Origin of the sequence: Amycolatopsis sp. NPDC059235 (genome assembly GCF_042754125.1) — a bacterium.
GTDB classification, from domain to species: domain Bacteria; phylum Actinomycetota; class Actinomycetes; order Mycobacteriales; family Pseudonocardiaceae; genus Amycolatopsis; species Amycolatopsis albidoflava.
The window spans coordinates 39,172-60,908 of the sequence record NZ_JBHZAG010000058.1 but is presented as its reverse complement, the minus strand read 5'-3'; the positions used below and the strand labels follow the sequence as shown (position 1 = coordinate 60,908).

Sequence of the window (21,737 nt, the reverse complement as noted above, 5' to 3'; positions counted from 1 at the left end):
CGAAACCGCCCGGTGGGCAACTGCTCGTCCGAGTGGTGTGCCCCGCGCGAGCGAGTAGGTGTGTCCGCACCCGCTCGCCGGTTACGTTGGCGGCGAAGGTTTCGGCTCGGCGAAAGGGAAAAGACGTGGGCGTGCCAGCGATCGCACCGTACGCGATGCCCGCTGCGGAAGAGGTGCCGGAGAACATCGCCCACTGGCGGTTCGATCCGAGCCGGGCGGTGCTGCTCGTGCACGACATGCAGCGGTACTTTCTAGCCCCGTTCACCGAAGGGGCCTCGCCGCGAGACGAGCTGGTGCGCAATTGCGCGGCACTGCGCGGCCGGTGCGCGGAACTCGGGGTCCCGGTCGTCTACACCGCACAGCCAGGCGGGATGACGGAGTCCGAACGCGGGCTGCTCAAGGACTTCTGGGGGCCGGGGATGACGGTGGCTCCGGTCGATCGCGAAGTCGTCGACGAACTGGCCCCGGCTCCGGACGACGTGGTGTTCACCAAGTGGCGCTACAGCGCGTTCCACCACACGGGATTGCTCCAGCTGTTGCGCGACCACGGCCGCGATCAGCTGGTGATCTGCGGGGTTTACGCGCACGTCGGCTGCCTGATGACCGCGTGCGAGGCGTTCTCTCACGACATCCAGCCGTTTCTGGTCGCGGACGCGGTGGCCGACTTTTCCGCCGAGTACCACCGGATGGCCCTGCGCTACGCGGCCGAGCGCTGCGCCGCGACGCCGACCACCACCGAGCTGCTGTCCCATGTGGACAGTGGGGCGGTCACTGCGGGCTCTGGTGGATGAGCCGGGTCAGGTCGACGCGGGAACGGATCGCGAGCTTCCGGTAAATGCTGCGGAGGTGGTAGTTGACGGTGTGCGCGGAGATCATCGCGTCCCTGGCGACCTGCCGGTTCGTCAGCCCGGAGCCGACCAGTTCGGCGATGTGCCGCTCCGTGCTGGTCAGCAGGGTCCAGCGGGCGGACGGATCGTCCTCGGCCGGGGTGTCTGATGCGGCGGCCGGCGCGTCCCGCAGCGCCTCGGCTTCGGCTCGCAACGGCGCGAACGCGCTCGGCGGAACGGAATCGGCCACGCCCTGCCACACCAGCCGTCCCGGGAAGCCGAGCCGGTCGCCGGACTCGACGAGCAGTCCCGCGGCCAGCGCCTCGTCCACGCACAGCAGCAGGTTGCCGGGAGTCTCCCGCAGGAGTTTCGCCGCGTCGGCGAGCAGGAAAGTGTGGCCGAGGCTCGCGCCTACCTGGACCAGCTTGCGGGTCGGCGGGGTCAGGCTGCGGACTTTGTGGACGAACGTCGTCTGCAGCCGTCCGGGTGGCATCGGGCCGCGAAGCCGGGCGATCCCGTCCGCCGTCTCGATGCCGTTTTCCGCCTGAAGACCGGTCACCAGATCGACCAGGAGCCGGGGGTTGCCGCCGAGTTCCTCGGCCACCCAGCGGAGCGCGTCGTCCGGCTTCGCGCCGAGCAGGTCGACGAGCATCTCGCTCGACGCGGTGGAGTCGAGCGGGCCCAGCCGGATCGAGTAGAGCTGAGTGCTGGTGGTGGTGAGCAGCCGGTTCAGTTCGGTGCCGCCCATTCCCGGAACCCGGGCGAGGACAAGACAGAACGGGCGGGAGACCAGCAGTTCAGGCAGCCAGGACAGCCGCCGGATCGTTTCGGGGGCCGCCAGCTGAGCGTCGTCGGCGAGCATGAGAATCCGCTGGGCGCGCGGCTGCTGTTCGCACCAGGAACGGACCTCGCCGGGGTGCCGCGCGGCGTCGAACAAGGAAAGCTCGCGCGGGGCAAGGCGAAACCCGAGCTCCGTGCCCAGCTGCCGAACCTTTCGCAGCACGCTGCTTTTCCCGATGCCGGGCGCACCTTCCAGGGAAATGATTATTCCCGGATTATCCTCGACCCGGCCGAGTAATTCGCGTATTCGACCGTGGACTTCGTCGCGGCCGCGCAGCACAGTATTCTTGGACATCCTACCGCCCGTAGCCCCGCCAGAACCAATACGGTGATCATGCCATCAGGGCTATCCGCGGTGCGGCGGTGTGGCTCAGCACACTGATATTTCATGCGAACAGCGGCGGCCGATTGGGTGATGTCCCGCCGTCGCGGGACATCACCCGTTGATCAGTGCGCGATGATTTCCGGCCGCCCGGCCGCTGGCGCCGAATTCGCGAGGCGGTCGGCGAGCGCCGCCGCGACCGGTTCCACGGCTTGTGCGATTTCCCGGGTTCCCGGCGTGTTCATCTGCTCAGTCAGCAGCATTCCCGGTCGGCTGATGAAGAATTCGCACTCGGAATGGCGGGCCGCCGCCCACTGCGTGAGCCCTTCGACCGCGTGCTTGACCGCCACGTAGTGCGGCCAGTCCTCCGGCGGATCGGTGACCGCGGCGGACGAAATGAGCAGGAAACGACCGGAGTTTTTCGCCACCGCGGGCAGGAGCCCGGCCAGCGGGGCGCTGACGAGCGCGAAGGCGTCGGCGACGAACGCCTGTACCCGGGGCAGGCCCGCCGGATCGAGGCGCAGCGGGCGGATCGGCGGGGCGGCGCTGCAGATCAGCAGATCCAGTTTTCCGCCTGCCAGCTGGCTGATTTGCTCGGACCAGGCCGGATCAGCCGCGTCGCCGGGGCACGACACGACCTCCCCGCCGAGTTCCGCGCCGTGGTCGGCGAGTTCGGAAAGGTCGCCGCTTCGGTGGCCGACGAGAACGCGCGCGCCCTGGCTCGCGAGAGCGAGAACCAGCGCGGCTCCGAGGCCCCGGCTGCCGCCCACGATCGCCGCGGTGTGCCCGTAAAGCCGGTCGGAGGCAGGCAGAAGTGCGGAGAGCCGCTCGGCCGACGGTGCCGGAACCGGACGGCGAACCATCGTTTCCAGGGTCGCCTCGGCGACGATTGCCGCCCCGTCGGCGAGCGCCGCCTCCACGGTGAGCAGCCCGAACCGGGGGTCGAAATCCCGTACTGTGGCACGGTATTCCAGCGCCAGGATTCCGCTGACCGGGTGAAGCTTCAGCGAGACGCCGTTGAGCAGGCAGTCGCGGCCCGGCAGCTCCATTCCCGCGACGAAACTGCACCACACCAGGCAGGTCAGCGCGTGCCTGCCGAGCAGCCGGGCCGTTCCCGGCCACCGCTTCATCAGCGCGTCCAGCGCGTCGCCCGGGCCGTACTGCCCGGTTGTCTCGAGACCCGGGACGAACTCTTCCGGGGCGAGGGAACGCGGCTGGCTGCGCGGCCGGCGCGGCACCGCGACCGCGGTGGCGGCGGGTCCGTGGGTCAGCCAAACGGTCAGGCAGGTTTCCTGCCCCTCTGTCACGGCGATCCGCGTCCGGCCGTCCAGTTCGTGAGAAATATTGGTGCTATAGGGAAAACCAGCATGTGTCGGACGCCTGAATTCGAGGTCGACGGCGGTCACCTCGCCGGGCGGCCCGGGAACCTCGTCCAGCGCGGCGACCGCGGTGAGCACGCCGTGCGCGACCGGCTGCCCGAACGGCGTCCGACGAGCGTATTCGGGGTCGACGTGCAGTGGATTGCGGTCTCCGCTGGCGTCCGCGAACAAGGCGAGATCGGCGGGGGTCAGCAACATTTACGGGCTCCGTTCACGAGGGCTACCGCACGAGGGGAATGAACGCGACCGGTTGACAGCTCGGCCGGGAAATGGCACTGGCGCAAGGATTCGTTAGTTGGTTGTCCTTCTCGTGAATGGTGCGGTAGCCTCCGAAAGTCCGCAATAGTGCGGAAGTCCGCTGTGTGGTCGAGTTTTCTCCCAGCACATGCGCGCCGGAGCGCAATAAACCAGGCAATTACTTCCTTGGGGTGATTTCATGGAGAATTACCGGAATTCCGCACTGGCCGTGGACTCGGCTGGCCGGCCCGATCGGGTCGAGGAGACGGTTTTAACGGCGTTGCGCGAGGTGCTCGGCGCGGCCGAGGCGGCTCCTGAGACCCGGTTCGCCGTGCTGGGCGGCGATTCGCTGCGCGCGGTGCGAGTGCTTTCCCGGCTGTGGCGGGAACTGGGCGTCGAGCTTCCGGTGCACAGCTTGCTGCCCGGTACCACGGTCGCGGAGTTCGTCGGCGTCGTCCGCGAGCACGTCGAGGCGAAGCCCGCATGAGCGCCGTGGAGAAGCCGGGAATCGCGGTGGCCGGCACGTTCACCCTCGACGCCGTGACCGGTCCGATGGCGGCGGTGCTGGCGGAGCGGGAAGGCGGGCGCCCGCTCGCCGTCGCGCCGTACGGTCAGGTGCTGGAGGCGCTGCACGATCCGGGAAGCCCTCTTCGCGGACACAACGGGGTCAACTTTCTCCTGCTGCGGCCCGAAGACTTCTTTCGGGGCAAGGGGTTCGCCGAGTCCCGGGAGCGAGCCGACACGATGCTCGCGGAACTCGTCACGATGCTGGAGCGGCTCCCGGACCTGGCGGTGGCCACCTGGTTTGTCGCGGTGCTTCCCGCTTCGCCCGCGGTGCGCGCCCAGCCGGAAGCCAGCCAGTGGGTCCAGGAAGCCGGTGCCCGGATCACCGCGGTCGCGGAGGCCGTGCCCGCGGTGCACCCGGTCACGGTCGACGACCTGGAAATCCGTTACGGCGTAACGGAAGTGCACGACGAGTACGCGGACCGGATCGGGCACCTGCCTTACACCGACGAGTACTGCGCCGCTCTCGGCACCCAGCTGGTGCGGCTCGCCGCGAGCGTGTGGGCCAAGCCGAAGAAGGTCGTGGTGCTCGACTGCGACAACACGTTGTGGGCAGGCGTCTGCGGCGAGGACGGGGCACGCGGAGTCCAGGTCACCCCCGCGCATCGGCGGCTGCAGGAGTTCATGCTCGAGCAGCGCGCCCAGGGCAAGCTGCTGTGCCTGTGCAGCCGGAACAACGAGGCCGACGTCAAGGAGGTCTTCGACCGCAACCCGGGCATGGTGCTGGCTTGGGAACACGTCTCGGCTCATCGGATCGGGTGGAATCCGAAGGCGCATTCGCTGCGCGAGCTGGCCGAGGACCTGGACCTGTCGCTGAGTTCGTTCGTGTTCGTCGACGACGACGTGGTCGAGTGCGCCTCGGTGCGGGCGCAGTTGCCGGAGGTCACGGTGCTGGAACTCGCGCACGACGCCGAGGGGATCGATCGCCAGCTCGCCGAAACCTGGGCCTTCGACCAGCTGGTGGTGACCGAGGAGGACCGGTTGCGCGCCGACTGGTACTCGACCCGCGGCGAGCGCGTTGCTCTGCGCGATTCCAGCGCCGACTACCAGGATTTCCTCGACCGCTGCGAGATCGAGGTCGGCTTCATCGAGCTGACCGAGGACATGCTCGACCGGGCGGCTCAGCTGACCGCGCGCACGACGCAGTTCAACCTGGCCGGGACGGTCTACGCGGTCGGCGAACTTCGCGGGCTGCTGTCCGCCGGCTCTCGTGGCTGGACGGTGCGGGTTTCGGACCGCTTCGGTGACTACGGCACGGTCGGACTGGTCGTGGCCGAATTCCGGGACGACGCCGTTGAGCTGCCGGTCTTCCTGCTCAGCTGCCGGGTCCTGAACCGCCGGGTCGAGCAGGAGGTGCTGCGGTTCGCCGCGGACAAGGCCGCCGAGGCGGGCGCTTCCGCGCTGCGGCTTCCGGTGCGGCCGACCGCGCGCAACGCGCCTGCCCGGTTGTTCGTCGAGCAGGCGGCGGGCGTCGTCCTCGGCGCGGACGACGAACCGGTGACCGTCACCGTCCCGGTGCGCGAATGGCTGCGACTGCCCGCCTGAGCCCGCCCACATCGAGCCGAGGGAGAAAATCGCATGTCAAGCGACCTGGGGAACGTGCGGGCGGTGGCGCTGCCGGTCACCGACGCACAGCGGGAACTGCTCGCGGTCGACCGGTTCGTCCCGGTGCCCCACCTCTACAACGTGGTGGTGGAGGCGGACCTCGATCCGGCCTGCGAACCGGCGGACCTCGCCGCGGCCTTCGAAGCGGTGCTGGCGGTGCAGCCCGCGTTGCGCTCGGGCCTGCCGGAACAGCCGAACGACGGTGCGCTGCTGGCCGCCCCGGACGCCGGCGGTTCCGGCGTGCTGCGGGCCTGGTCCGCGCCCGCGGCGGAGTTCGACCGCCGCCGGTCCGCCGCGCTCGACGAGGTCGGGACCACGGCCTTCGCGCTGGACCGGCCGCCGCTCGTGCGCGCGGTGCACCTGCGCGCGGACGACCGGTCGCGGGCCGCGCTCGTTCTCGCGGCGCACCATTCGGTATTCGACGGCTACTCCGTCGGGGTGCTGCTGACCGAGCTGAACCTCGCGCTGCGTGGTCGCCTGGACGTTGAAAGCCTGGTGCCGCGGCGGGAAGCGGCGTTCGCCGGGGAACTCGCGGCACAGGTCGCGGCAGCGGGCGCACCGGAAACGGACGTCGCCGCGGCCGAGCTGGCCGAGCGGCTCCGGGGCGCGTCGCGGACCGTGCTGTACCCGTTTCCGGGCCGTCCGGCCGAAACGCTTTTCACCGGTGCTCGCCGGGAAATCCCGCTCACGCCAACGGAATCCGCCGGAATCGACCAGATCTGCCGGGAGCTGGAGATCAGCCCGTTCACGCTGTTCTCCGCGCTGCACTCGGCGACGCTGGCCCGGCACTCCGGTGAGGACACCGTCGTCTTCGGGACGAGCGTGATGACCCGCCGCACCGGTGCGGCCTACGACCTGTGCGGATTTTTCGTGAACACCGTTCCGATGGCGGTGAATGTCCAATGGGGACAGTCGTTCACCGACTTCGTCACCGGTGCCGTCGCCCCCGAGGCAGAACGTGCGCGCGGGAACGCGGTGGTCCCGCTGAGCCAGGTCGCCGCGTACCTGAAGCCGGAGCGGCAAGGCAACCGGAACCCGGTGTTCACCACGCTGCTCACCATGCAGGAACCGGCGGAGGCGGGCGCGGGCGCGCCGGTCCGGTCGATGCGCCAGCACGGGAACGGCACCGCCAAGTTCGATCTGCTGCTCTGGGTGAAACCGACCAGGCAGGGGTGGTTGCTGGAAGTCGAGCACGACCTGCGGCTGCTGCCGGAACCGGTGGTGTCCGGCTACCTCGATTCGTTGCGTTCGGCCATCGCCGCGGTGGGCCGGGAGCACGGGACGGTGCGCGAGCTGTTCGCGGACGGTCCGGAAGTGCCGCCGCTGCCCGGAAACGTGGTGCCACAGTGCGATTTCGCCGGGCGGGTGCTCGAAGTCGCCGACGCCGCACCGGCCGCGATCGCGGTGGAGGAGCGGCGGACCCGGCTCACCTACGGCGAGCTGGCGGCCCGCGTCCGGGAAGTGACCGGCGGCCTCGCCGAGCGGGGCGTGGCGGCGGGCGACGTCGTCGGCGTCACCACCGGGGACCTCGTCGGCAGCGTGGTCGCGTTGCTGGCGATCCTCGCCCGCCGGGCTGTCTACCTGCCGCTGGAATCGGACCTGCCCGCGGAACGGCTGGCGGGCATGGTCGAGCAAGCCGGTTGCCGGACGGTCATCGGCGACGGTGAATTCCCCGGAGCACAGGTGTACCCGCTCGACGAGCTACGCGGCACTCCGGCGGAGCCCGCGGCGGCCGACGGCGGGGGCCAGGGCGTCTACACGATGTTCACCTCCGGCTCGACCGGGCGGCCCAAGGGCGTGCTGATGGCGAACGCACCGCTGGCGAATCTGGCGGCGTGGCAGCACACCGCGCTGGAGATGTCCGAGCGGACCAGGTTCCTGCAGTACGCGCCGCTCGGCTTCGACGTGTCGTTCCAGGAGATCTTCCCGACCCTGCTGGCTGGCGGGACCGTCGTGTCCCGGCGGCCGGTCGACCGGCAGGACCTGCCCGCGCTGGTGCGCCGGGCCGCGCTGACCGAGGTGACCCACCTCTACCTGCCCGCGGCCGCGCTCGGCGCGTTCGCCAGGGCCGCCCGCGCGTCCGGGGAGCGGCTGCCCGCGGCCCGTTTCCTGTGCGTGGCGGGAGAACAGCTGGTCGCGGACGAAACGGTGCAGCTGTTTTTCGCCGAACGGCCGCACCTCGTGCTGGTGAACATGTACGGCCCCACCGAAACCCACGTCACGACGGCGGCGGTCTTCCGGGCGGAGAACCAGCCGTGGCCGGTGCACGCTCCGATCGGCCGTCCGCTGCCCGGCGTGGCCGCCCGGATCGTCGACGCGGCCGGGCGGCTGGCTCCCCCCGGCGTGGCGGGCGAGCTGCGGCTCGGCGGAATCGCGCCGGCGCTGGGCTACGTCCGTGATCCGCGGCGGACGGCCGAACGGTTCGTCGACGGCGAATACCGCACCGGTGACCAGGTGCTCGCCGACGCCGGCGGGGAATTGGTCTACCTCGGCCGCGGCGACGGTCAGGTGAAGATCCGCGGCTACCGGGTCGAACTGGGCGAGGTGGAGGCTGCCGCGAGCGCCGTGGCCGGGGTGCGGCGCGCGGTCGCGGCGGTGGCGCCGGGACAGCGGCTGGAGCTGTTCTTCGTGCCGGAAGGCGACCCGGAACCGGAGGCGGTGCGCGCGGCTCTCGCCCGGCGGCTGCCCGGTTACATGGTGCCTGTCCGGGTACATCCGGTCAGCTCGATCCCCACCGGTTTCACCGGGAAGATCGACCGGGAAGCGTTGGTGCGCAAAGCCTCCGAGGCGACCGCCGCGCCGCCGCCCGAAGCAGGCGCGCCGGCGAATCCGCTGGAGACGCAGCTGCGGCAGTGGTGGGAGGAGGCGCTCGGCGCGCCGGTTTCCCTCGACGGTTCGCTGGTCGAGCACGGTGCGCACTCGCTCAACGTGGTGGTCGTGCTCAGCCGGATCGAGGCCGAGCACGGCGTGGAAGTGCCGGTGCTCGATTTCTTCCGGGAGCCGACCGTGCGCGCGCTGGCCGGGTTGGTCGAGGACAGCCTGCGAGGTGCCGCGTGACCGGCGCGGTCCTCGCCCCGAAGCTGCAGAAGCTCGCTTCCGGGCGCTCCGGCCGCCAAGTCATCGTGCTTCCGCCTGCCGGCGGCGGTTTCCTGCCTTACCTCGGGATGGCCGCCGCGCTTGCCGAGCACGGTGACGTGCACGCGGTGCTGGCGGCCGGTCTCGCCGCGGGCGAGGAGCCGGACACCGACGTGCCGGCGATGGTCGCGCGGTGCCTGTCCGCGATCCGCGGCCTGCCCGCCGCGCCCGCGGTGCTGGCGGGCTGGTCGCTCGGCGGGGTGCTGGCCTGGGAGGTCGCGGCGCACCTCGACGCGCACGAAGGACACCGGCCCGCCGTGGTGCTGCTCGACAGCTACGTCCGGCTTCGGCCGGACGCGAACCTCGCCGCGTTTACCGAATCCATTGTGGACGGATGGCCCGCCTCGCTTCCGGGGCCGGACCGGGACCGTCTTCTCCGTACCGCGTCCGCGCACGTGCGGGCCGCGGCCGACCACGAAGTCAGCGTGTCTTACGCCGGACCGGGGCTGCTGCTGGCTTGCGCGGACGGTCCGGTGGCCCAGCAAAGCGCTGCCTGGCAACGGCTTTCGGACCAGCTGCGGATCGAGGTGGTCGACGGCGGTCATTTCGGATTGCTGCGGCCGGAGCGCTTGCCCGCCGTCACCGGACCTGTCGGCGGTTTCCTGCACGACGTACTGGGGAAGGAGGGGAGCCCGTGAGCGACCAGGAGCTGCTCCTGCGGGAACTCGCGGCCGACGGGAAACCGTTCGCCTTGCTGCACCGGCCGGGCGCCACCGGGGCCGGGACACTCGAGCTGTTCCGGGGACCGGTGACCGAGGCGGAGAACCTCGCGGAGCTGGCGGCGGAACCGCCGGAACCAGCCGGGGCCGGTCCGGAGACGCTGGTGCTGGTGCCGTTCCGGCAGGTCGCCGAGCGGGGCTACGCCTGCCAAGACGACCACGCGCCGCTGCTGGTCATGCGGATCCGCGCCGCGGAGCGACTGAGCCGGACGGCGTTCCTCGCCGCGGTGCCCGACCGCGAGGTGAGCTTCGCCGAGGCTGGTTTCGACCTGGCCGACGACGAGTACGCCCGCATCGTGGCGAAGGTGCTCGACGAGGAGATCGGCTCTGGGGCCGGGGCCAACTTCGTGATCAAGCGCTCCTTTTCGGCGCGGGTCCGGAACTGCTCCGTGTCCACCGAGTTGACGCTGTTCCGGAGGTTGCTGCTCGGCGAGGACGGCGCGCACTGGACCTTCCTCGTGCACACCGGCGCGCGCACGTTCATCGGGGCGAGTCCGGAGCGGCACGTCGGCCTGTCGGCGGGCGTCGCCACGATGAATCCGATCAGCGGCACTCTCCGCTTCGGCCCGGACGGCCCCTCGGTCGAGCAAACGCTCGGCTTCCTCGGCGACCGCAAGGAGGTCGAGGAGTTGTACATGGTCGTCGACGAGGAACTCAAGATGATGGCCGGGATCTGCGACGAGGGTGTCGAAATCGACGGCCCGTACCTCCGCCAGATGCGGCACCTGGCACACACCGAGTACTTCGTCCGCGGCCGGACCGGCAGGCCGCCGCACGAGATCCTGCGGCAGACCTTGCTGGCCCCGACCGTCACCGGCAGCCCGGTGGAAAGCGCGTGCCAGGTGCTGAAACGGCACGAGCCGGCCGGCCGGGGCTACTACAGCGGGGTGGCCGCGCTGATCGGCCGCGACGGCGAGGGCAGGCCGGAGATGGACTCCGCGATCCTCATCCGCACGGCCGAACTGGCTACGGACGGTTCCCTCTCCTTCGGCGTCGGGGCGACGCTGGTCCGCCACTCCGATCCGGACAGCGAGGTGGCCGAGACCCACGCCAAGGCGGCCGGTCTCCTCGGCGCCCTGCGCGGCGATCGGCGCAAGACGGAGAGCGCACCGGCGCCAAACCTCAGCGACGATCCCGAAATCCGGCGCGGCCTTGCCGCCCGCAACACCGGCCTCGCCCAGTTCTGGCTGCGCGACCGGGCGGACATCGACTGGCAGGCACCCGAACTGACCGGGCTGCGGGCGCTGGTCGTGGACAACGAGGACACCTTCACCGCGATGCTCGCCCACCAGCTGCGGGCGCTCGGCCTCGTCGTTTCCGTTGCCCCTTGGCGGGATCTGCCGTCGCACCGGGACTTCGACGTGGTGGTGCCGGGCCCCGGTCCCGGCGACCCGAACGACACCGGCCAGGCGAAGATCGCCGAGCTGGGCAGGCTGATCGGGCAGTTGCTGGCGGACCGCCGCGCGTTCGTCGCGGTGTGCCTGTCCCACCAGGTGCTCAGCAGGCTGCTGGGGCTCGACGTGGTCCGCCGTCCCGAACCGAATCAGGGCGTGCGGCACCGGATCGACCTGTTCGGCGAGAACGTCGAGGTGGGCTTTTACAACACGTTCGCCGCGCGGTCGGACAGCGAGAGCCTGCTCAGCCCGTACGGCTCCGAGCCGGTGCGGTTGAGCCGGGACGAGACCACCGGAGAGGTGCACGCGTTGAGCGGCCCCGGTTTCACCTCAGTCCAGTTCCACCCGGAATCGCTGCTCACCGAACACGGCCCGCATCTGCTGCGAAACCTCGTTACCACGGCGCTGTGGCCGGGGGCGCGCACTGCCGGCCGCGTTCCTTCCGTTCCGACCGCAAAGGATTGATCGATGTCCGTCGTCTCTCCCAGCTTCGCCGTCACCCGGCCCGCGACGCCGGTGCCGGAAGTCGAACTCAGCGCACTGCGAGCGTTTCCGGCCGGCCAGCAGCCCAGCTGGCCGGACCCGGCGGCGCTGGCCGGGTCGACCGAATGGCTCCGGGCCGCGCCGGGACTGGTCACCGCGGCCGAAATCGACGAGTTCCGCGGTCTTCTCGCCGGGGTCGCCGAGGGCCGGTTGCGAGTGCTCCAAGCCGGGGACTGCGCGGAGGACCCGCGGCATTCGACGCACGAGCACGTCGTCCGCAAGGCGGAACTGCTCATGCGGCTCAGCGACGTGATGAGCGAACAGTCTCGCCGTCCGGTCGTGACGGTCGGCCGGATCGGCGGCCAGTTCGCCAAACCGCGGTCGTCGCCGGTCGAGGTCAAGGACGGTGTCGAGCTGCCGGTGTTCCGCGGCCACCTGGTCAACGACCCGGCCTTCGACGCGGAATCCCGGACCCCGGACCCGCGGCGGCTGCTGGCCGGCTACGAGGCCGCGGCGCGGGTGGCGGAAGCGCTGCGGCAGACCCGTCCGTCCGGGCTGAACCGGTCTCGGGTGTGGACGAGCCACGAAGCGCTGGTGCTGGATTACGAGCTGCCGCTGCTGCGCCGGGAAGACGGCCAGCTGGTGCTCGCGTCGGCGCACTGGCCGTGGATCGGCGATCGCACCCGCCGGCTCGACGGCGCCCACGTGCAGCTGCTCGCCAGGGTCGCCAACCCGGTCGCCTGCAAAGTCGGCCCCGGGCTGGGCCCCGAGGAGCTGGTCGAACTCTGCGAACGCCTTGACCCGCGCCGGGAGCCGGGACGGCTGACGCTGATCGCCCGGCTGGGCGCGAGCCAGGTCTCCGATCGGCTGCCGGACCTCGTGGCGGCGGTGCGGCGGGAAGGACATCCGGCGATCTGGTTGTGCGATCCCATGCACGGCAACACTTTCCGGGCCGCCGAAGGACGCAAGACCCGGCTGGTCGGCTCCCTGATCCGGGAGATGCTCGGCTTCCACAGCGCGGTCACGGCCGAGCACGGGGTCGCGGGCGGCCTGCACCTGGAGGCCACCCCGGACGACGTCGTCGAATGCGTCCTCCAGGAGGAGGAACTCGCCGGCCTTCCCGCCGGGACCGAACCGCTGTGCGATCCCCGGCTCAACCCCGACCAGGCGCGGCTGGTGGCCAGCGCCTGGCCGGGCTGAGCCGCCCCGAATCCGCCCGCCCGACGCGAAAGGAAGCGACATGCCCACTCTCTTCGTGGCCAACAACCGCACCGAGCAGATGGTCGGCGACCTCGCCGTGCTCACCGCCGAGCAGCGCCGGCTCGCCGGATACACCGCCCAGCGCATGCTTTTCTACGTCGGCGAGGGCGACACCGTCGTGGTGCCGCATCCGCCGAGCGAGTCCTTCGCGCGGTACCTCACCGAATTGATGGACATCGACCTCGGCAAGGTGCGGATCCTGACGCCCCCGCCGGGCCGGTTCGGACTCGACGTCCTTTCCGCGGATCGTTTCGAGGACAGCGGTTTCGCCCGGGTGCTGGCCGAGACGATCGAGGAAACCGGAGCCACCCGGCTGTTCCCGATCATCTTCGACGCGGTGATGGTCCGGCTGGCCCGGCGGCACGGGCTGGCCGCGGACACTCCCGGATTCGGCTTTGTCGGGCAGGGTGGAAGCGACCTGCTCAACAGCAAGTCGGTCTTCCGGGCGCTGGCGGGCGGCACCGGCTGCCCGATCCCCGAAGGCCGGGTGACCGCGGACGCCGCGGCCACCGAGGATTGGCTGTGGGAGCTGCTTTCCAGCGGACGGTGCGCGATCGTCAAACAGGATCAGCACGTCGGCGGCTACGGGAACGAAATCCTGAGCCCGTACGACGGGGTCGCGCCGATCGGAGCCGCCGAGGTGCTCACCGTCCCGGACCGGGCGGCGCTGCACGAGCTGGTCTCCCGGCGCTGGCCGTGGTACTCCGGCGAGGGCAGGCGCCGGGTCGTGGTGGAGCACTACGTGCCGGACTGCACCCCGGTGTACGTCGAAATGAGCATCACCGACGACGGGGTCTCGCTGTTCGGCCACGGCGAAATGCTGACCAAGCCGATCTTCAACGGCCTGGTGATCCCGGCGCAGTCCGCGGCGCACCCTGGCTGGCCGGGATACCTCGAGGCGGCGGAAAACCTGTGCCAGGCCATCCGCGGCATCGGCTACCGCGGGCTGATCAGCATCGACGGGATCGTCACGCCGGCGGGCGAGGTGCTGCTCAACGAGGTCAACGGCCGGGTCGGCGGATCGACCCACGTCACCCGGATCGCGCAGCACCTGATCGGCCCAGCGTTCCTGGACGAGCGGGTGGTGATGCAACGACACTTCTGGCCGGTGCCCTCGTTCGATCAAGCACTCGCCGCGCTGCGGCGCGCCGGCCTCGCGTTCGACCGCGGCCGCCGCACCGGCGTGGTGCTCACGTCGGACGACGTCACCGGCGGGACCGTCGAGTACTGCCTGATCGCGGCGAGCGTGGAACACGCCACCGAGCTGGAAAACCGGATCGGGGAACTCCGGTTCGGCTGAGGACTGCTCCGTACAGATCGGATCGAGGAACGGAGGCGCGGTTCATGGGCTATCGGGGCCTGGCCAAGAAGTCGGTGATCCTGTGGGCGCTGGTCGCGATCGTGGCCAGGCTGCCCATCGCGATGGCGCCGCTGGGGCTGGTTTTCCTTGCCAGAGACCGGCCGGGCGGCTATTCGCTTGGCGCGACCCTCGCCGCGGCCTACGTCGTCGGCGAGGTGCTCGGCGCCCTGTTCATCGGCACGCTGCCGGTCAGCAGGGGCAAGCCGGGGCTGGCGCTCGGATTGGGTGCGGGCGCGTTCGCCTTCGGGGTGCTCGCGTTCGTTTCCTCGGCCCCGGACCCGGTACTGGTGGTGCTGGCCGCGCTCGCCGGCGCCGGTCCGGCCGCGAGCCCGGGCGGGATGCGCGCGATGCTCACCCGGTTGGTCGACGAGGACGTCGTCGCGTCGGCGTTGAGCGCCGAGTCCACGCTGACCCAGGCGATCTGGGCCATCGCACCAGGGCTGGCGGTTTCGCTGGCGCTGTGGGCCGGTGCCGCGGTGCCGCTCGTGCTGGCCGCCGTGGCGATGGCGGTAGCGGCGGTGACCTTGCCGCTGTTGCCGGGGCCAGCCGGTGCCGCGACACCGGCGAAGGCGACGGCGAAGACTCGTGGGCACGGCCGTCAGCTGTTGTCGGCTTGGCCGATTTACCTGACCAGCGCCGCGTCGATGGCTCTGCTGTCGGCCGCGGAGCTGATTCTCACGCCCCTGCTGGAATTCCGGCATCTGCAGACCGGCTGGGCCGGCGTGCTGCTGACGGTGTTCTCCGGATCGAGCGCGCTGGGCGCGTTCCTTTACGGACTGCGGAAGTGGCCCGGTGCGGTGCGGACGCAGAGCCTGGTGCTGCTGGTCGGCATGTCGGCCTGCGTGGCGCTGATCGCGGTGGTGCCCGGCTTGGTCGGGATCGGCGTCGTCCTGGTCATCGGCGGCCTGTGCCAGGCTGCCGTGGCGGTGACCCGGAACCTCTCGCTCCGCGACGCGCTTCCCGAGGAGGCGCACACGGGTGGTTATTCGGTGATGTACGCGGTGCAGGGCGTCGGCTACACACTCACCGCGACGCTGACGGCGCTGGCGCTCGCTTCGTTCACCCCGGTCACCGCGTTGATCGGCGCGGCGGCGCTGACGCTGCTGTTCACGATCGGCAGCGCCCTCGCCGAACTGCGCCGGGCCCCTGCGCGGCCGGTGCCTGCCGTGCCGGGCGTCGAAGAATGCTGAGCTAACCCACAGTGGTGCCGAAAAGCACCCCGACGAAGTAAGTGACGAGCATGGTGAGGGCGCCGACGCCGACGTTGCGCGCGATCGCGCGCCCCACCTGCGCGTTGCCGAGCCTCGCGCTCACGAACCCGGTGAGCGTGAGGCCGACGACCACCGCCAGCGCGCACGCCCAGACTCGGACGCTGACCGACGTCCAGGCGATCGCCAGCAACGGAAGCAGCGCGCCGACGGAGAACGCCAGCAGCGACGCCCACGCCGCCTGCCACGGGCTGGTCAGGTTGTCCGGGTCGATGCCGAGTTCGGCCTCCGCGTGCGCCTGCAGCGGGTCCTTGTCGGTCAGCTCGCGCGCGACCTGCTTCGCCAGCTCCGGCGAGAGGCCCTTGTCCTCGTAGATCTGCGCGAGTTCGCGCTCCTCGGCCTCCGGCATCGTTTTCAGTTCGTGCTTCTCGAGCCGCAGCAGAGCGCGTTCGGTGTCGCGCTGGGTGCTCACGCTCACGTATTCCCCGCCCGCCATGGAAAACGCGCCGGCGACGAGACCGGCAATTCCGGCGGTGAGGATCGTGGTGCTGTCCGCGGTGGCTCCCGCGACGCCCACGACGATGCCCGCGACGGACACGATCCCGTCGTTCGCGCCGAGAACCCCGGCGCGCAGCCAGTTCAGCTTGCCGCCGAGGTCCTCGTGCGGCTCGTGCGCGTGCACCGCGTCGCCCATCGTTTCGGTCACCGCTTCAGTGAATCACGGAAATTGTTTCCGCGCGACATTTTCCCATACTGCTGGAATGCGGTTAAGAAAGGCAATCCTCAATGAATTGTGCCTTGCCTGACCAGCTCCGGTGACTTTCGTGGGCTTGAAACGACGAACGCCCGGGTCCGGCGCCACAGTGGACACCGGACCCGGGCGAACCGGGTCTAGCTCAGTTGTCGAGTTCGGCCAGCGCCGCCTTCGCGGCTTCGAGCTCGGCCTCCAGCTGCGCGACCTTCGCGGCCTGCGCCTCGCGGGCGGCGTTGATGACCTCGTCGATCGGGCCGGACAGCTCCTCGTGCAGTTCCTTGGCCGCACGCGAAACCGCCGCGGCCGGGACCGCCAGGCCCTTCGCGACCCACTTGGCGCCGTTCTTCAGCTCGGCCTGCCACTCGCCGTCGGCCGTGCCGGTGACGGTCAGCGTCAGCTCCACGGTGCGGGTCTTCTTCGCCGTCGACGCCGCGGCCTTCGGGCGGCCGCGCTTCGGCTTCGGCGAGTCGACGGCCGAGGTCTCCTCAGCGGACTCCGGCTTCGCGGCGTCCGCCGGGGCGGAGTCCGAAGCCGCCGGGGCGGCAGCGGGCTCGGCGACTTCCGGGGCCTCCGGGGTGGCGGCGGCCTGCGGCGATGACGCCGCCGCCGTCTCGGCCGCAGTGTCCTCGTCGTGCGTCAAGGCTTCCACGGACATTCGTGTCGTCTCCTTGCCCGGATCTGGGTTGGGTACGCGGGCATCTTAGAACATGCGTTCGATGCCCGCACTTCTGGGGGATCAATGCAGGAAGGGACCCTCCCAGCCGGGAGAGTCCCTTCCTGACGGTGAAGAACTTACTCCTCCTTGCCGGAGTTCAGTCCGGAGGAGATGAGGTCCATGACCGACGAGTCGGCGAGCGTGGTGACGTCGCCGATCTGGCGGTTCTCCGCGACGTCGCGCAGCAGCCGGCGCATGATCTTGCCGGAGCGGGTCTTCGGCAGCTCGGCCACGACCATGATCTGCCGCGGCTTCGCGATCGGCCCGATCTCCTTCGCGACGTGGTTGCGCAGCTCCTGCACCGCGCCGTCTCCTCCGTCCACGGCGTTGCCGCGCAGGATCACGAACGCGACGATGCCCTGTCCGGTCGTCGGGTCGGTCGCTCCGACGACCGCGGCCTCGGCGACCGTCGGGTGCGACACGAGAGCGGACTCGACCTCGGTGGTGGAGATCCGGTGCCCGGACACGTTCATCACGTCGTCCACGCGGCCGAGCAGCCAGATGTCGCCGTCTCCGTCGTACTTCGCGCCGTCGCCGGCGAAGTAGTAGCCCTGCTCGGAGAAGCGGGACCAGTAGGTGTCGCGGAAGCGCTCGTCGTCGCCCCACACGCCGCGCAGCATCGACGGCCACGGCTTGTCCAGCACCAGGTATCCGCCGCCGCCGTGCGGCACCTCCGTGCCGGTGTCGTCCACGACCTTCGCCGAGATGCCCGGCAGCGCGCGCTGCGCGGAACCCGGCTTGGCGGCGGTGACGCCGGGCAGCGGCGAGATCATGATCGCGCCGGTTTCGGTCTGCCACCAGGTGTCCACGACCGGCGTCTTGTTCGCGCCGATCTTTTCGCGGTACCAGATCCAGGCCTCGGGGTTGATCGGCTCGCCGACGCTTCCCAGCACCCGCAGCGAAGACAGGTCGTACTTCGCCGGGATGTCCTCGCCCCACTTCATGAAGGTGCGGATCAGCGTCGGCGCGGTGTAGTAGATCGAGACCTTGTACTTCTGGATGATTTCCCAGTGCCGGCCCTCGTGCGGAGTGTTCGGCGTGCCTTCGTAGACGACCTGGGTCACGCGGTTCGCCAGCGGCCCGTACACGATGTAGGAGTGCCCGGTGATCCAGCCGATGTCGGCTGTGCACCAATAGACGTCTTCGCCCGGCTTGTGGTCGAACACGACGTTGTGCGTGTACGCGGTCTGGGTCAGGTAGCCGCCGGAGGTGTGCAGAATGCCCTTCGGCTTACCCGTGGTGCCCGACGTGTACAGGATGAACAGCGGGTGCTCGGAATCGAACGCTTCCGGCTTGTGCTCAGCGGACTGTCCGTCGACCAGTTCGTGCCACCAGAGGTCGCGGCCCTCGGTCCACGGCGTCTCGCCTTCGAGGTCGCTGCCGGTGCGCTTGACGACGATGACCTTCTGCACGGTTTCCGCGCCCTGCAAGGCTTCGTCGACATTTGCCTTCATCGGCGCGGCCTTGCCCCGGCGGTACTGACCGTCCGAAGTGATCACGACCTTCGCGGCCGCGTCGTCCACCCGCGCGCGCAGCGCCGTCGGCGAGAAGCCGCCGAACACCACGCTGTGCAGAGCGCCGATCCGCGCGCACGCCAGCATCGCGAAAATCGCCTCGGGGACCATCTGCAGCTGGATCGCCACGACGTCCCCGGCCACGACGCCCAGCGACGACAGCGCGTTCGCGGCCTTCGAGACCTCGTCCTTCAGCTGCGCGTAGGTGATGTCGCGCGTGTCGCCCGGCTCGCCGACCCAGTGGATCGCGACCTGGTCCCCGTGCCCGGACTCGACGTGCCGGTCCACGCAGTTGTACGCGACGTTCAGTTTCCCGCCCACGAACCACTTCGCGAACGGCGCATTGGTCCAGTCCAATACCTGGGACCACTTGGTGTCCCACGACAGCCGCTCTGCCTGCCCGGCCCAGAACTGCTCCCGGTCAGCGTCCGCCGTCGCATACAACTCGGCCTTCGCGTTCGCCTGACCAGCGAACTCTTCGCTGGGAGGAAACGTGCGGCTCTCCGTGAGCAGGTTGTCCAACGCTGGGGACTGCTCGGTCATGGTGCAAAGCCTCCTGTAGTGCGAACCCGCGGCTCAGGGAACGCTAGCGACGTTAGTCCGCCTACGACAAGGTTGCAGCCACGTTGCGCGCACAGCTCCAAGCGACGTGCGGCGAGGCTCAGCCGAGTCGGGCGAGCAGCCGGGCACGGGCGCCCGGCCACTCGGCGTCCGTCATCGAGTAGAGCACCGTGTCGCGGGTCGTGCCGTCCGGACGGATCCGATGCGCCCGCAACACCCCTTCGCGCAGCGCGCCGAGCCGTTCGATGGCGCGTTGCGAACGGAGGTTGCGGTTGTCGGTTTCCCACGCGACGCGCTGGGCTCCCCAGTCCTCGAAGGCGTTGCGCAGCAGGAGGAATTTGGACTCGGTGTTGAGTGCGGTGCGCTGGAAATCCGCGCCGATCCAGGTGTGCCCGATCGAGAGGATCCGGTGTTTCGCTACTACCTGGTAATAAGAAGTGGTGCCCGCGACGCGGCCGGACGCGACGTCGATCTGCGCCCACGGGCGGCGGTCTGGGTCGGCGAGCGCGTTCTTCACCATCGTCTCGGCTTCGCCGAGGTCGGCGGGCTGGCGGACGCTCAGCCAGGCCCAGATGCCCGGGTCGGCTCCGGCCTCCAGCAGGCCGGGCGCGTGCTCGGGCGTGAGGGGTTCGAGCCGTACGTGGCGGCCGGACAGGACGGGGTGCTCGCTCCAGGTCACGCGATCACGCTACGTCGGCAAGTGGCAGTGCCGAAGTGCCATTTACCGGTCATTTCAGCAGTCCACTATTCGGCCGCTTATGCTCCCTGGAGCACCCGGAGAAAGAGAGCGCGCATGGCCGAGGAACGAGAAAACCTCACCTGGGAGTTGTTCGGTTCGGCGAGCCGGGAGTTGGCTCAGGAGGTCGCCGCGGACGGTTTCGTCCCCGATCTCATTCTCTCCATCGCGCGCGGTGGGCTGTTCGTCGCCGGCGCGCTCGGGTACGCGCTCGACGTGAAGAACCTGCACGTGATGAACGTCGAGTTCTACACCGGCGTCGACCAGCGGCTGGACCTGCCGGTCATGCTGCCGCCGGTGCCCAACGTGGTGGATCTCACACACAAGAAGGTGCTGGTCGCCGACGACGTCGCGGACACCGGGGCGACGCTCAAGCTGGTCCGCGACTTCTGCGCCGACCACGTCGCGGACGTGCGGTGCGCGGTGGTTTACGAGAAGCCCGCTTCGACGGTGAAGTGCGAGTACGTGTGGAAGCGGACTGACCGGTGGATCAACTTCCCGTGGTCGGTGCTGCCTCCGGTGGTCGAGCGGGCTGGGCAGGTGCTGGACGCATGAGTGACCCGCTGAAGCCGCTGCTGGAGCTGGACGGCGTCGCCGCGGCGGCCAAGGCGGCGCAGGACGCGATCTTCGCCGTGCACCGGCTTCCCGCGAACCTGCGTGGCGGAGCGGAGACCGCGGCCGAGGCTTCGGTCCGGGCCGCGCGGGCTTCGGCGGGGATCGACGGGGCCAATCCCGAGTTGCCGGAAGACGGTTCGGTGACCGACGCGCTGCTCGCCGGATCGTTGCGGGTGGCGGAAAAACTCGAGTCGCTGCTGCCGACCTGGCGGCGGGCTCCGTTGCAGACGCTGGCTCGGCTGCATCTGCTGGCCGCGTCCGATGTGGTCTCCGATCCGGATCAGCTCGGCCGTCCGCAGCGAGGCGGCGAGCGGCTGGAGTTGCTGGCTCAGCTCGTCACCGGGGCGACTTCCGTGCCCGGGCCGGTGCTGACCGCGGTCGTGCACGGCGAACTGCTGGCGTTGGCCCCGTTCGGTTCGGCGGACGGAGTGGTCGCCCGGGCGGCGGCGCGGCTGTCGATGGTCGCGACCGGGCTCGACCCGAAGGCGTTGACGGTGCCGGAGGTCGCGTACTTCCGGCGCGTTCCGCGGTATGTCGAACTGGCGCAGGGGTTCGCTGCCGGGACGTCGGACGGCGTGCGCGAGTGGCTGCTCTTCTGTTGCGAGGCCTTTGAAACCGGCGCGAACGAGGCTCGGAGCATCTCCTCGGCCGCTGGCTGACCAGTGTGGCCTGACCACATCGCCGAACGGCGTTCTGTGGTGGGTTGACCCATGGTCGCCCTGGTCGGAGCGACTTACTGTTTCCGGCCATGACCAGTGACAGTTCCCTCGCCGGCCGCACCGCGTTGGTGACCGGCGGCGGCAGCGGCATCGGGCTGGCCTGCGTGCGGGCGTTCGGCGCGGCCGGGGCGAAGGTGCACGTGGTGGACGTCGCCGGGGCGGAGGCGGCGGCTGCCGAGGTCGGCGGGCAGGCGCACGTGGTGGACCTGACCGACCCGGCGGCGCTGGAGACCCTGCCCGCGGACGTCGATGTGCTCGTCAACAACGCGGGCGTACAGCACGTCGCGCCGTTGCCGGAATTTCCGCCGGAGCGGTTCGCCTTCATTCAGTCGTTGATGGTGACTGCGCCGTTTTTGCTGATCCGCCAGTGCTTGCCCGCGATGTACGCGCGCGGCTGGGGACGGATCGTGAACATGTCCAGCGTGCACGGCGTGCGGGCGAGTCCCTACAAAGCCGCTTACGTCACGGCGAAACACGCCCTTGAGGGACTGTCCAAAGTGGCCGCTCTCGAAGGTGCGGAACACGGTGTGACCAGCAATTGCGTGAATCCGGGTTACGTCCGTACGCCGCTCGTCACCGGACAGATCGAAGCGCAGGCGGCCGAGCACGGGGTGCCGCCGGAAGAAGTGCTCGAAGAGGTTCTGCTGCGCCGGGCCGCGATCAAGCGATTGATCGAGCCCGAGGACGTCGCCGATCTCGTGGTGTGGCTGTGCGGCGAGTCCGCCGGACACGTCACCGGCGCGTCGCTTCCCGTTGACGGCGGCTGGACCGCTGGCTGAATTCCCCTTTC

18 protein-coding genes are annotated in these 21,737 nt (G+C 70.1%); 12 read left to right on the top strand and 6 right to left on the bottom strand.

What is annotated here, in order from left to right:
• Nucleotides 1–131: 131 nt before the first annotated feature.
• On the top strand, nucleotides 132–791 hold the full coding sequence (locus tag ACFXI3_RS31010) for an isochorismatase family protein (protein WP_378404282.1): 660 nt from the start codon (nucleotides 132–134) through the stop codon (nucleotides 789–791).
• Here ACFXI3_RS31010 and ACFXI3_RS31005 read toward each other — a convergent pair.
• Together ACFXI3_RS31005 and ACFXI3_RS31000 are read right to left on the bottom strand one after the other, a co-directional pair.
• Nucleotides 769–1,962, bottom strand: a complete 1,194-nt coding sequence (locus ACFXI3_RS31005; protein ID WP_378404280.1) for a LuxR C-terminal-related transcriptional regulator — start codon at nucleotides 1,960–1,962, stop codon at nucleotides 769–771. The two genes, ACFXI3_RS31010 and ACFXI3_RS31005, sit on opposite strands and share 23 nt — an antisense overlap.
• A 152-nt stretch (nucleotides 1,963–2,114) precedes the next feature.
• A complete protein-coding gene (locus ACFXI3_RS31000; RefSeq protein ID WP_378404278.1) occupies nucleotides 2,115–3,566 on the bottom strand; it encodes an SDR family NAD(P)-dependent oxidoreductase in 1,452 nt (483 codons plus the stop codon).
• A 238-nt stretch (nucleotides 3,567–3,804) separates the two neighbouring features.
• Here ACFXI3_RS31000 and ACFXI3_RS30995 point away from each other — a divergent pair, with 238 nt between their 5' ends.
• From ACFXI3_RS30995 to ACFXI3_RS30960, 8 genes are read left to right on the top strand one after another with little or no spacing between them, the layout of a single operon-like run.
• Nucleotides 3,805–4,092: an acyl carrier protein gene (locus ACFXI3_RS30995; protein ID WP_344265737.1), complete on the top strand. Its 288-nt coding sequence runs from the start codon at nucleotides 3,805–3,807 to the stop codon at nucleotides 4,090–4,092.
• Nucleotides 4,089–5,714 (top strand): HAD-IIIC family phosphatase, encoded by a 1,626-nt coding sequence (locus tag ACFXI3_RS30990; RefSeq protein ID WP_378404276.1) that lies wholly within the window; start codon nucleotides 4,089–4,091, stop codon nucleotides 5,712–5,714. Before ACFXI3_RS30995 ends, ACFXI3_RS30990 begins: the two co-directional genes overlap by 4 nt.
• 33 nt (nucleotides 5,715–5,747) lie before the next feature.
• Nucleotides 5,748–8,831 carry an AMP-binding protein gene (locus ACFXI3_RS30985; protein ID WP_378404274.1) on the top strand — a complete coding sequence of 1,028 codons (3,084 nt, stop codon included), beginning with the start codon at nucleotides 5,748–5,750 and terminating at the stop codon, nucleotides 8,829–8,831.
• On the top strand, nucleotides 8,828–9,547 hold the full coding sequence (locus tag ACFXI3_RS30980) for an alpha/beta fold hydrolase (protein ID WP_344265728.1): 720 nt from the start codon (nucleotides 8,828–8,830) through the stop codon (nucleotides 9,545–9,547). The genes ACFXI3_RS30985 and ACFXI3_RS30980 overlap by 4 nt, the downstream gene beginning before the upstream one ends.
• Nucleotides 9,544–11,487, top strand: a complete 1,944-nt coding sequence (locus ACFXI3_RS30975; protein ID WP_378404272.1) for an anthranilate synthase family protein — start codon at nucleotides 9,544–9,546, stop codon at nucleotides 11,485–11,487. The genes ACFXI3_RS30980 and ACFXI3_RS30975 overlap by 4 nt, the downstream gene beginning before the upstream one ends.
• Nucleotides 11,488–11,490: 3 nt before the next feature.
• A complete protein-coding gene (locus ACFXI3_RS30970; RefSeq protein ID WP_344265722.1) occupies nucleotides 11,491–12,705 on the top strand; it encodes a 3-deoxy-7-phosphoheptulonate synthase in 1,215 nt (404 codons plus the stop codon).
• A 40-nt stretch (nucleotides 12,706–12,745) separates the two neighbouring features.
• On the top strand, nucleotides 12,746–14,065 hold the full coding sequence (locus ACFXI3_RS30965) for a peptide ligase PGM1-related protein (protein WP_344265719.1): 1,320 nt from the start codon (nucleotides 12,746–12,748) through the stop codon (nucleotides 14,063–14,065).
• 44 nt (nucleotides 14,066–14,109) lie between these two features.
• On the top strand, nucleotides 14,110–15,315 hold the full coding sequence (locus tag ACFXI3_RS30960; RefSeq protein ID WP_344265716.1) for an MFS transporter: 1,206 nt from the start codon (nucleotides 14,110–14,112) through the stop codon (nucleotides 15,313–15,315).
• 1 nt (nucleotide 15,316) lies between these two features.
• Here ACFXI3_RS30960 and ACFXI3_RS30955 read toward each other — a convergent pair whose 3' ends face one another.
• The 4 genes from ACFXI3_RS30955 to ACFXI3_RS30940 form a co-directional block, all read right to left on the bottom strand.
• Nucleotides 15,317–16,039 (bottom strand): VIT family protein, encoded by a 723-nt coding sequence (locus ACFXI3_RS30955; RefSeq protein WP_344265713.1) that lies wholly within the window; start codon nucleotides 16,037–16,039, stop codon nucleotides 15,317–15,319.
• A 190-nt stretch (nucleotides 16,040–16,229) separates the two neighbouring features.
• Nucleotides 16,230–16,742, bottom strand: coding sequence for a DUF6319 family protein (locus tag ACFXI3_RS30950; protein ID WP_344265710.1), 513 nt, complete (start codon nucleotides 16,740–16,742; stop codon nucleotides 16,230–16,232).
• A 137-nt stretch (nucleotides 16,743–16,879) separates the two neighbouring features.
• Nucleotides 16,880–18,859 (bottom strand): acetate--CoA ligase, encoded by a 1,980-nt coding sequence (acs, locus tag ACFXI3_RS30945; protein WP_378404269.1) that lies wholly within the window; start codon nucleotides 18,857–18,859, stop codon nucleotides 16,880–16,882.
• Nucleotides 18,860–18,977: 118 nt separating this feature from the next.
• Nucleotides 18,978–19,556 (bottom strand): GNAT family protein, encoded by a 579-nt coding sequence (locus ACFXI3_RS30940; protein WP_344265704.1) that lies wholly within the window; start codon nucleotides 19,554–19,556, stop codon nucleotides 18,978–18,980.
• A gap of 114 nt (nucleotides 19,557–19,670) precedes the next feature.
• Here ACFXI3_RS30940 and ACFXI3_RS30935 point away from each other — a divergent pair, with 114 nt between their 5' ends.
• From ACFXI3_RS30935 to ACFXI3_RS30925, 3 genes are all read left to right on the top strand, one after another.
• Nucleotides 19,671–20,168, top strand: coding sequence for a phosphoribosyltransferase (locus ACFXI3_RS30935; RefSeq protein ID WP_116204936.1), 498 nt, complete (start codon nucleotides 19,671–19,673; stop codon nucleotides 20,166–20,168).
• The gene (locus ACFXI3_RS30930; RefSeq protein ID WP_378404267.1) at nucleotides 20,165–20,887 is read left to right on the top strand and encodes an oxidoreductase; all 723 of its coding nucleotides are present in this window, start codon (nucleotides 20,165–20,167) and stop codon (nucleotides 20,885–20,887) included. Before ACFXI3_RS30935 ends, ACFXI3_RS30930 begins: the two co-directional genes overlap by 4 nt.
• A gap of 89 nt (nucleotides 20,888–20,976) precedes the next feature.
• Nucleotides 20,977–21,726 (top strand): 3-hydroxybutyrate dehydrogenase, encoded by a 750-nt coding sequence (locus tag ACFXI3_RS30925; protein WP_378404265.1) that lies wholly within the window; start codon nucleotides 20,977–20,979, stop codon nucleotides 21,724–21,726.
• Nucleotides 21,727–21,737 lie beyond the last annotated feature (11 nt).

What these genes read in the sequence shown, in the direction of transcription:
- ACFXI3_RS31005 (WP_378404280.1), bottom strand. Translation starts at nt 1,962, where the DNA reads ATGTCCAAGAATACTGTGCTGCGCGGCCGCGACGAAGTCCACGGTCGA.
- ACFXI3_RS31000 (WP_378404278.1), bottom strand. Translation starts at nt 3,566, where the DNA reads ATGTTGCTGACCCCCGCCGATCTCGCCTTGTTCGCGGACGCCAGCGGA.
- ACFXI3_RS30995 (WP_344265737.1), top strand. Translation starts at nt 3,805, where the DNA reads ATGGAGAATTACCGGAATTCCGCACTGGCCGTGGACTCGGCTGGCCGG.
- ACFXI3_RS30990 (WP_378404276.1), top strand. Translation starts at nt 4,089, where the DNA reads ATGAGCGCCGTGGAGAAGCCGGGAATCGCGGTGGCCGGCACGTTCACC.
- ACFXI3_RS30985 (WP_378404274.1), top strand. Translation starts at nt 5,748, where the DNA reads ATGTCAAGCGACCTGGGGAACGTGCGGGCGGTGGCGCTGCCGGTCACC.
- ACFXI3_RS30970 (WP_344265722.1), top strand. Translation starts at nt 11,491, where the DNA reads ATGTCCGTCGTCTCTCCCAGCTTCGCCGTCACCCGGCCCGCGACGCCG.
- ACFXI3_RS30965 (WP_344265719.1), top strand. Translation starts at nt 12,746, where the DNA reads ATGCCCACTCTCTTCGTGGCCAACAACCGCACCGAGCAGATGGTCGGC.
- ACFXI3_RS30960 (WP_344265716.1), top strand. Translation starts at nt 14,110, where the DNA reads ATGGGCTATCGGGGCCTGGCCAAGAAGTCGGTGATCCTGTGGGCGCTG.
- ACFXI3_RS30950 (WP_344265710.1), bottom strand. Translation starts at nt 16,742, where the DNA reads ATGTCCGTGGAAGCCTTGACGCACGACGAGGACACTGCGGCCGAGACG.
- acs (WP_378404269.1), bottom strand. Translation starts at nt 18,859, where the DNA reads ATGACCGAGCAGTCCCCAGCGTTGGACAACCTGCTCACGGAGAGCCGC.
- ACFXI3_RS30935 (WP_116204936.1), top strand. Translation starts at nt 19,671, where the DNA reads ATGGCCGAGGAACGAGAAAACCTCACCTGGGAGTTGTTCGGTTCGGCG.
- ACFXI3_RS30930 (WP_378404267.1), top strand. Translation starts at nt 20,165, where the DNA reads ATGAGTGACCCGCTGAAGCCGCTGCTGGAGCTGGACGGCGTCGCCGCG.
- ACFXI3_RS30925 (WP_378404265.1), top strand. Translation starts at nt 20,977, where the DNA reads ATGACCAGTGACAGTTCCCTCGCCGGCCGCACCGCGTTGGTGACCGGC.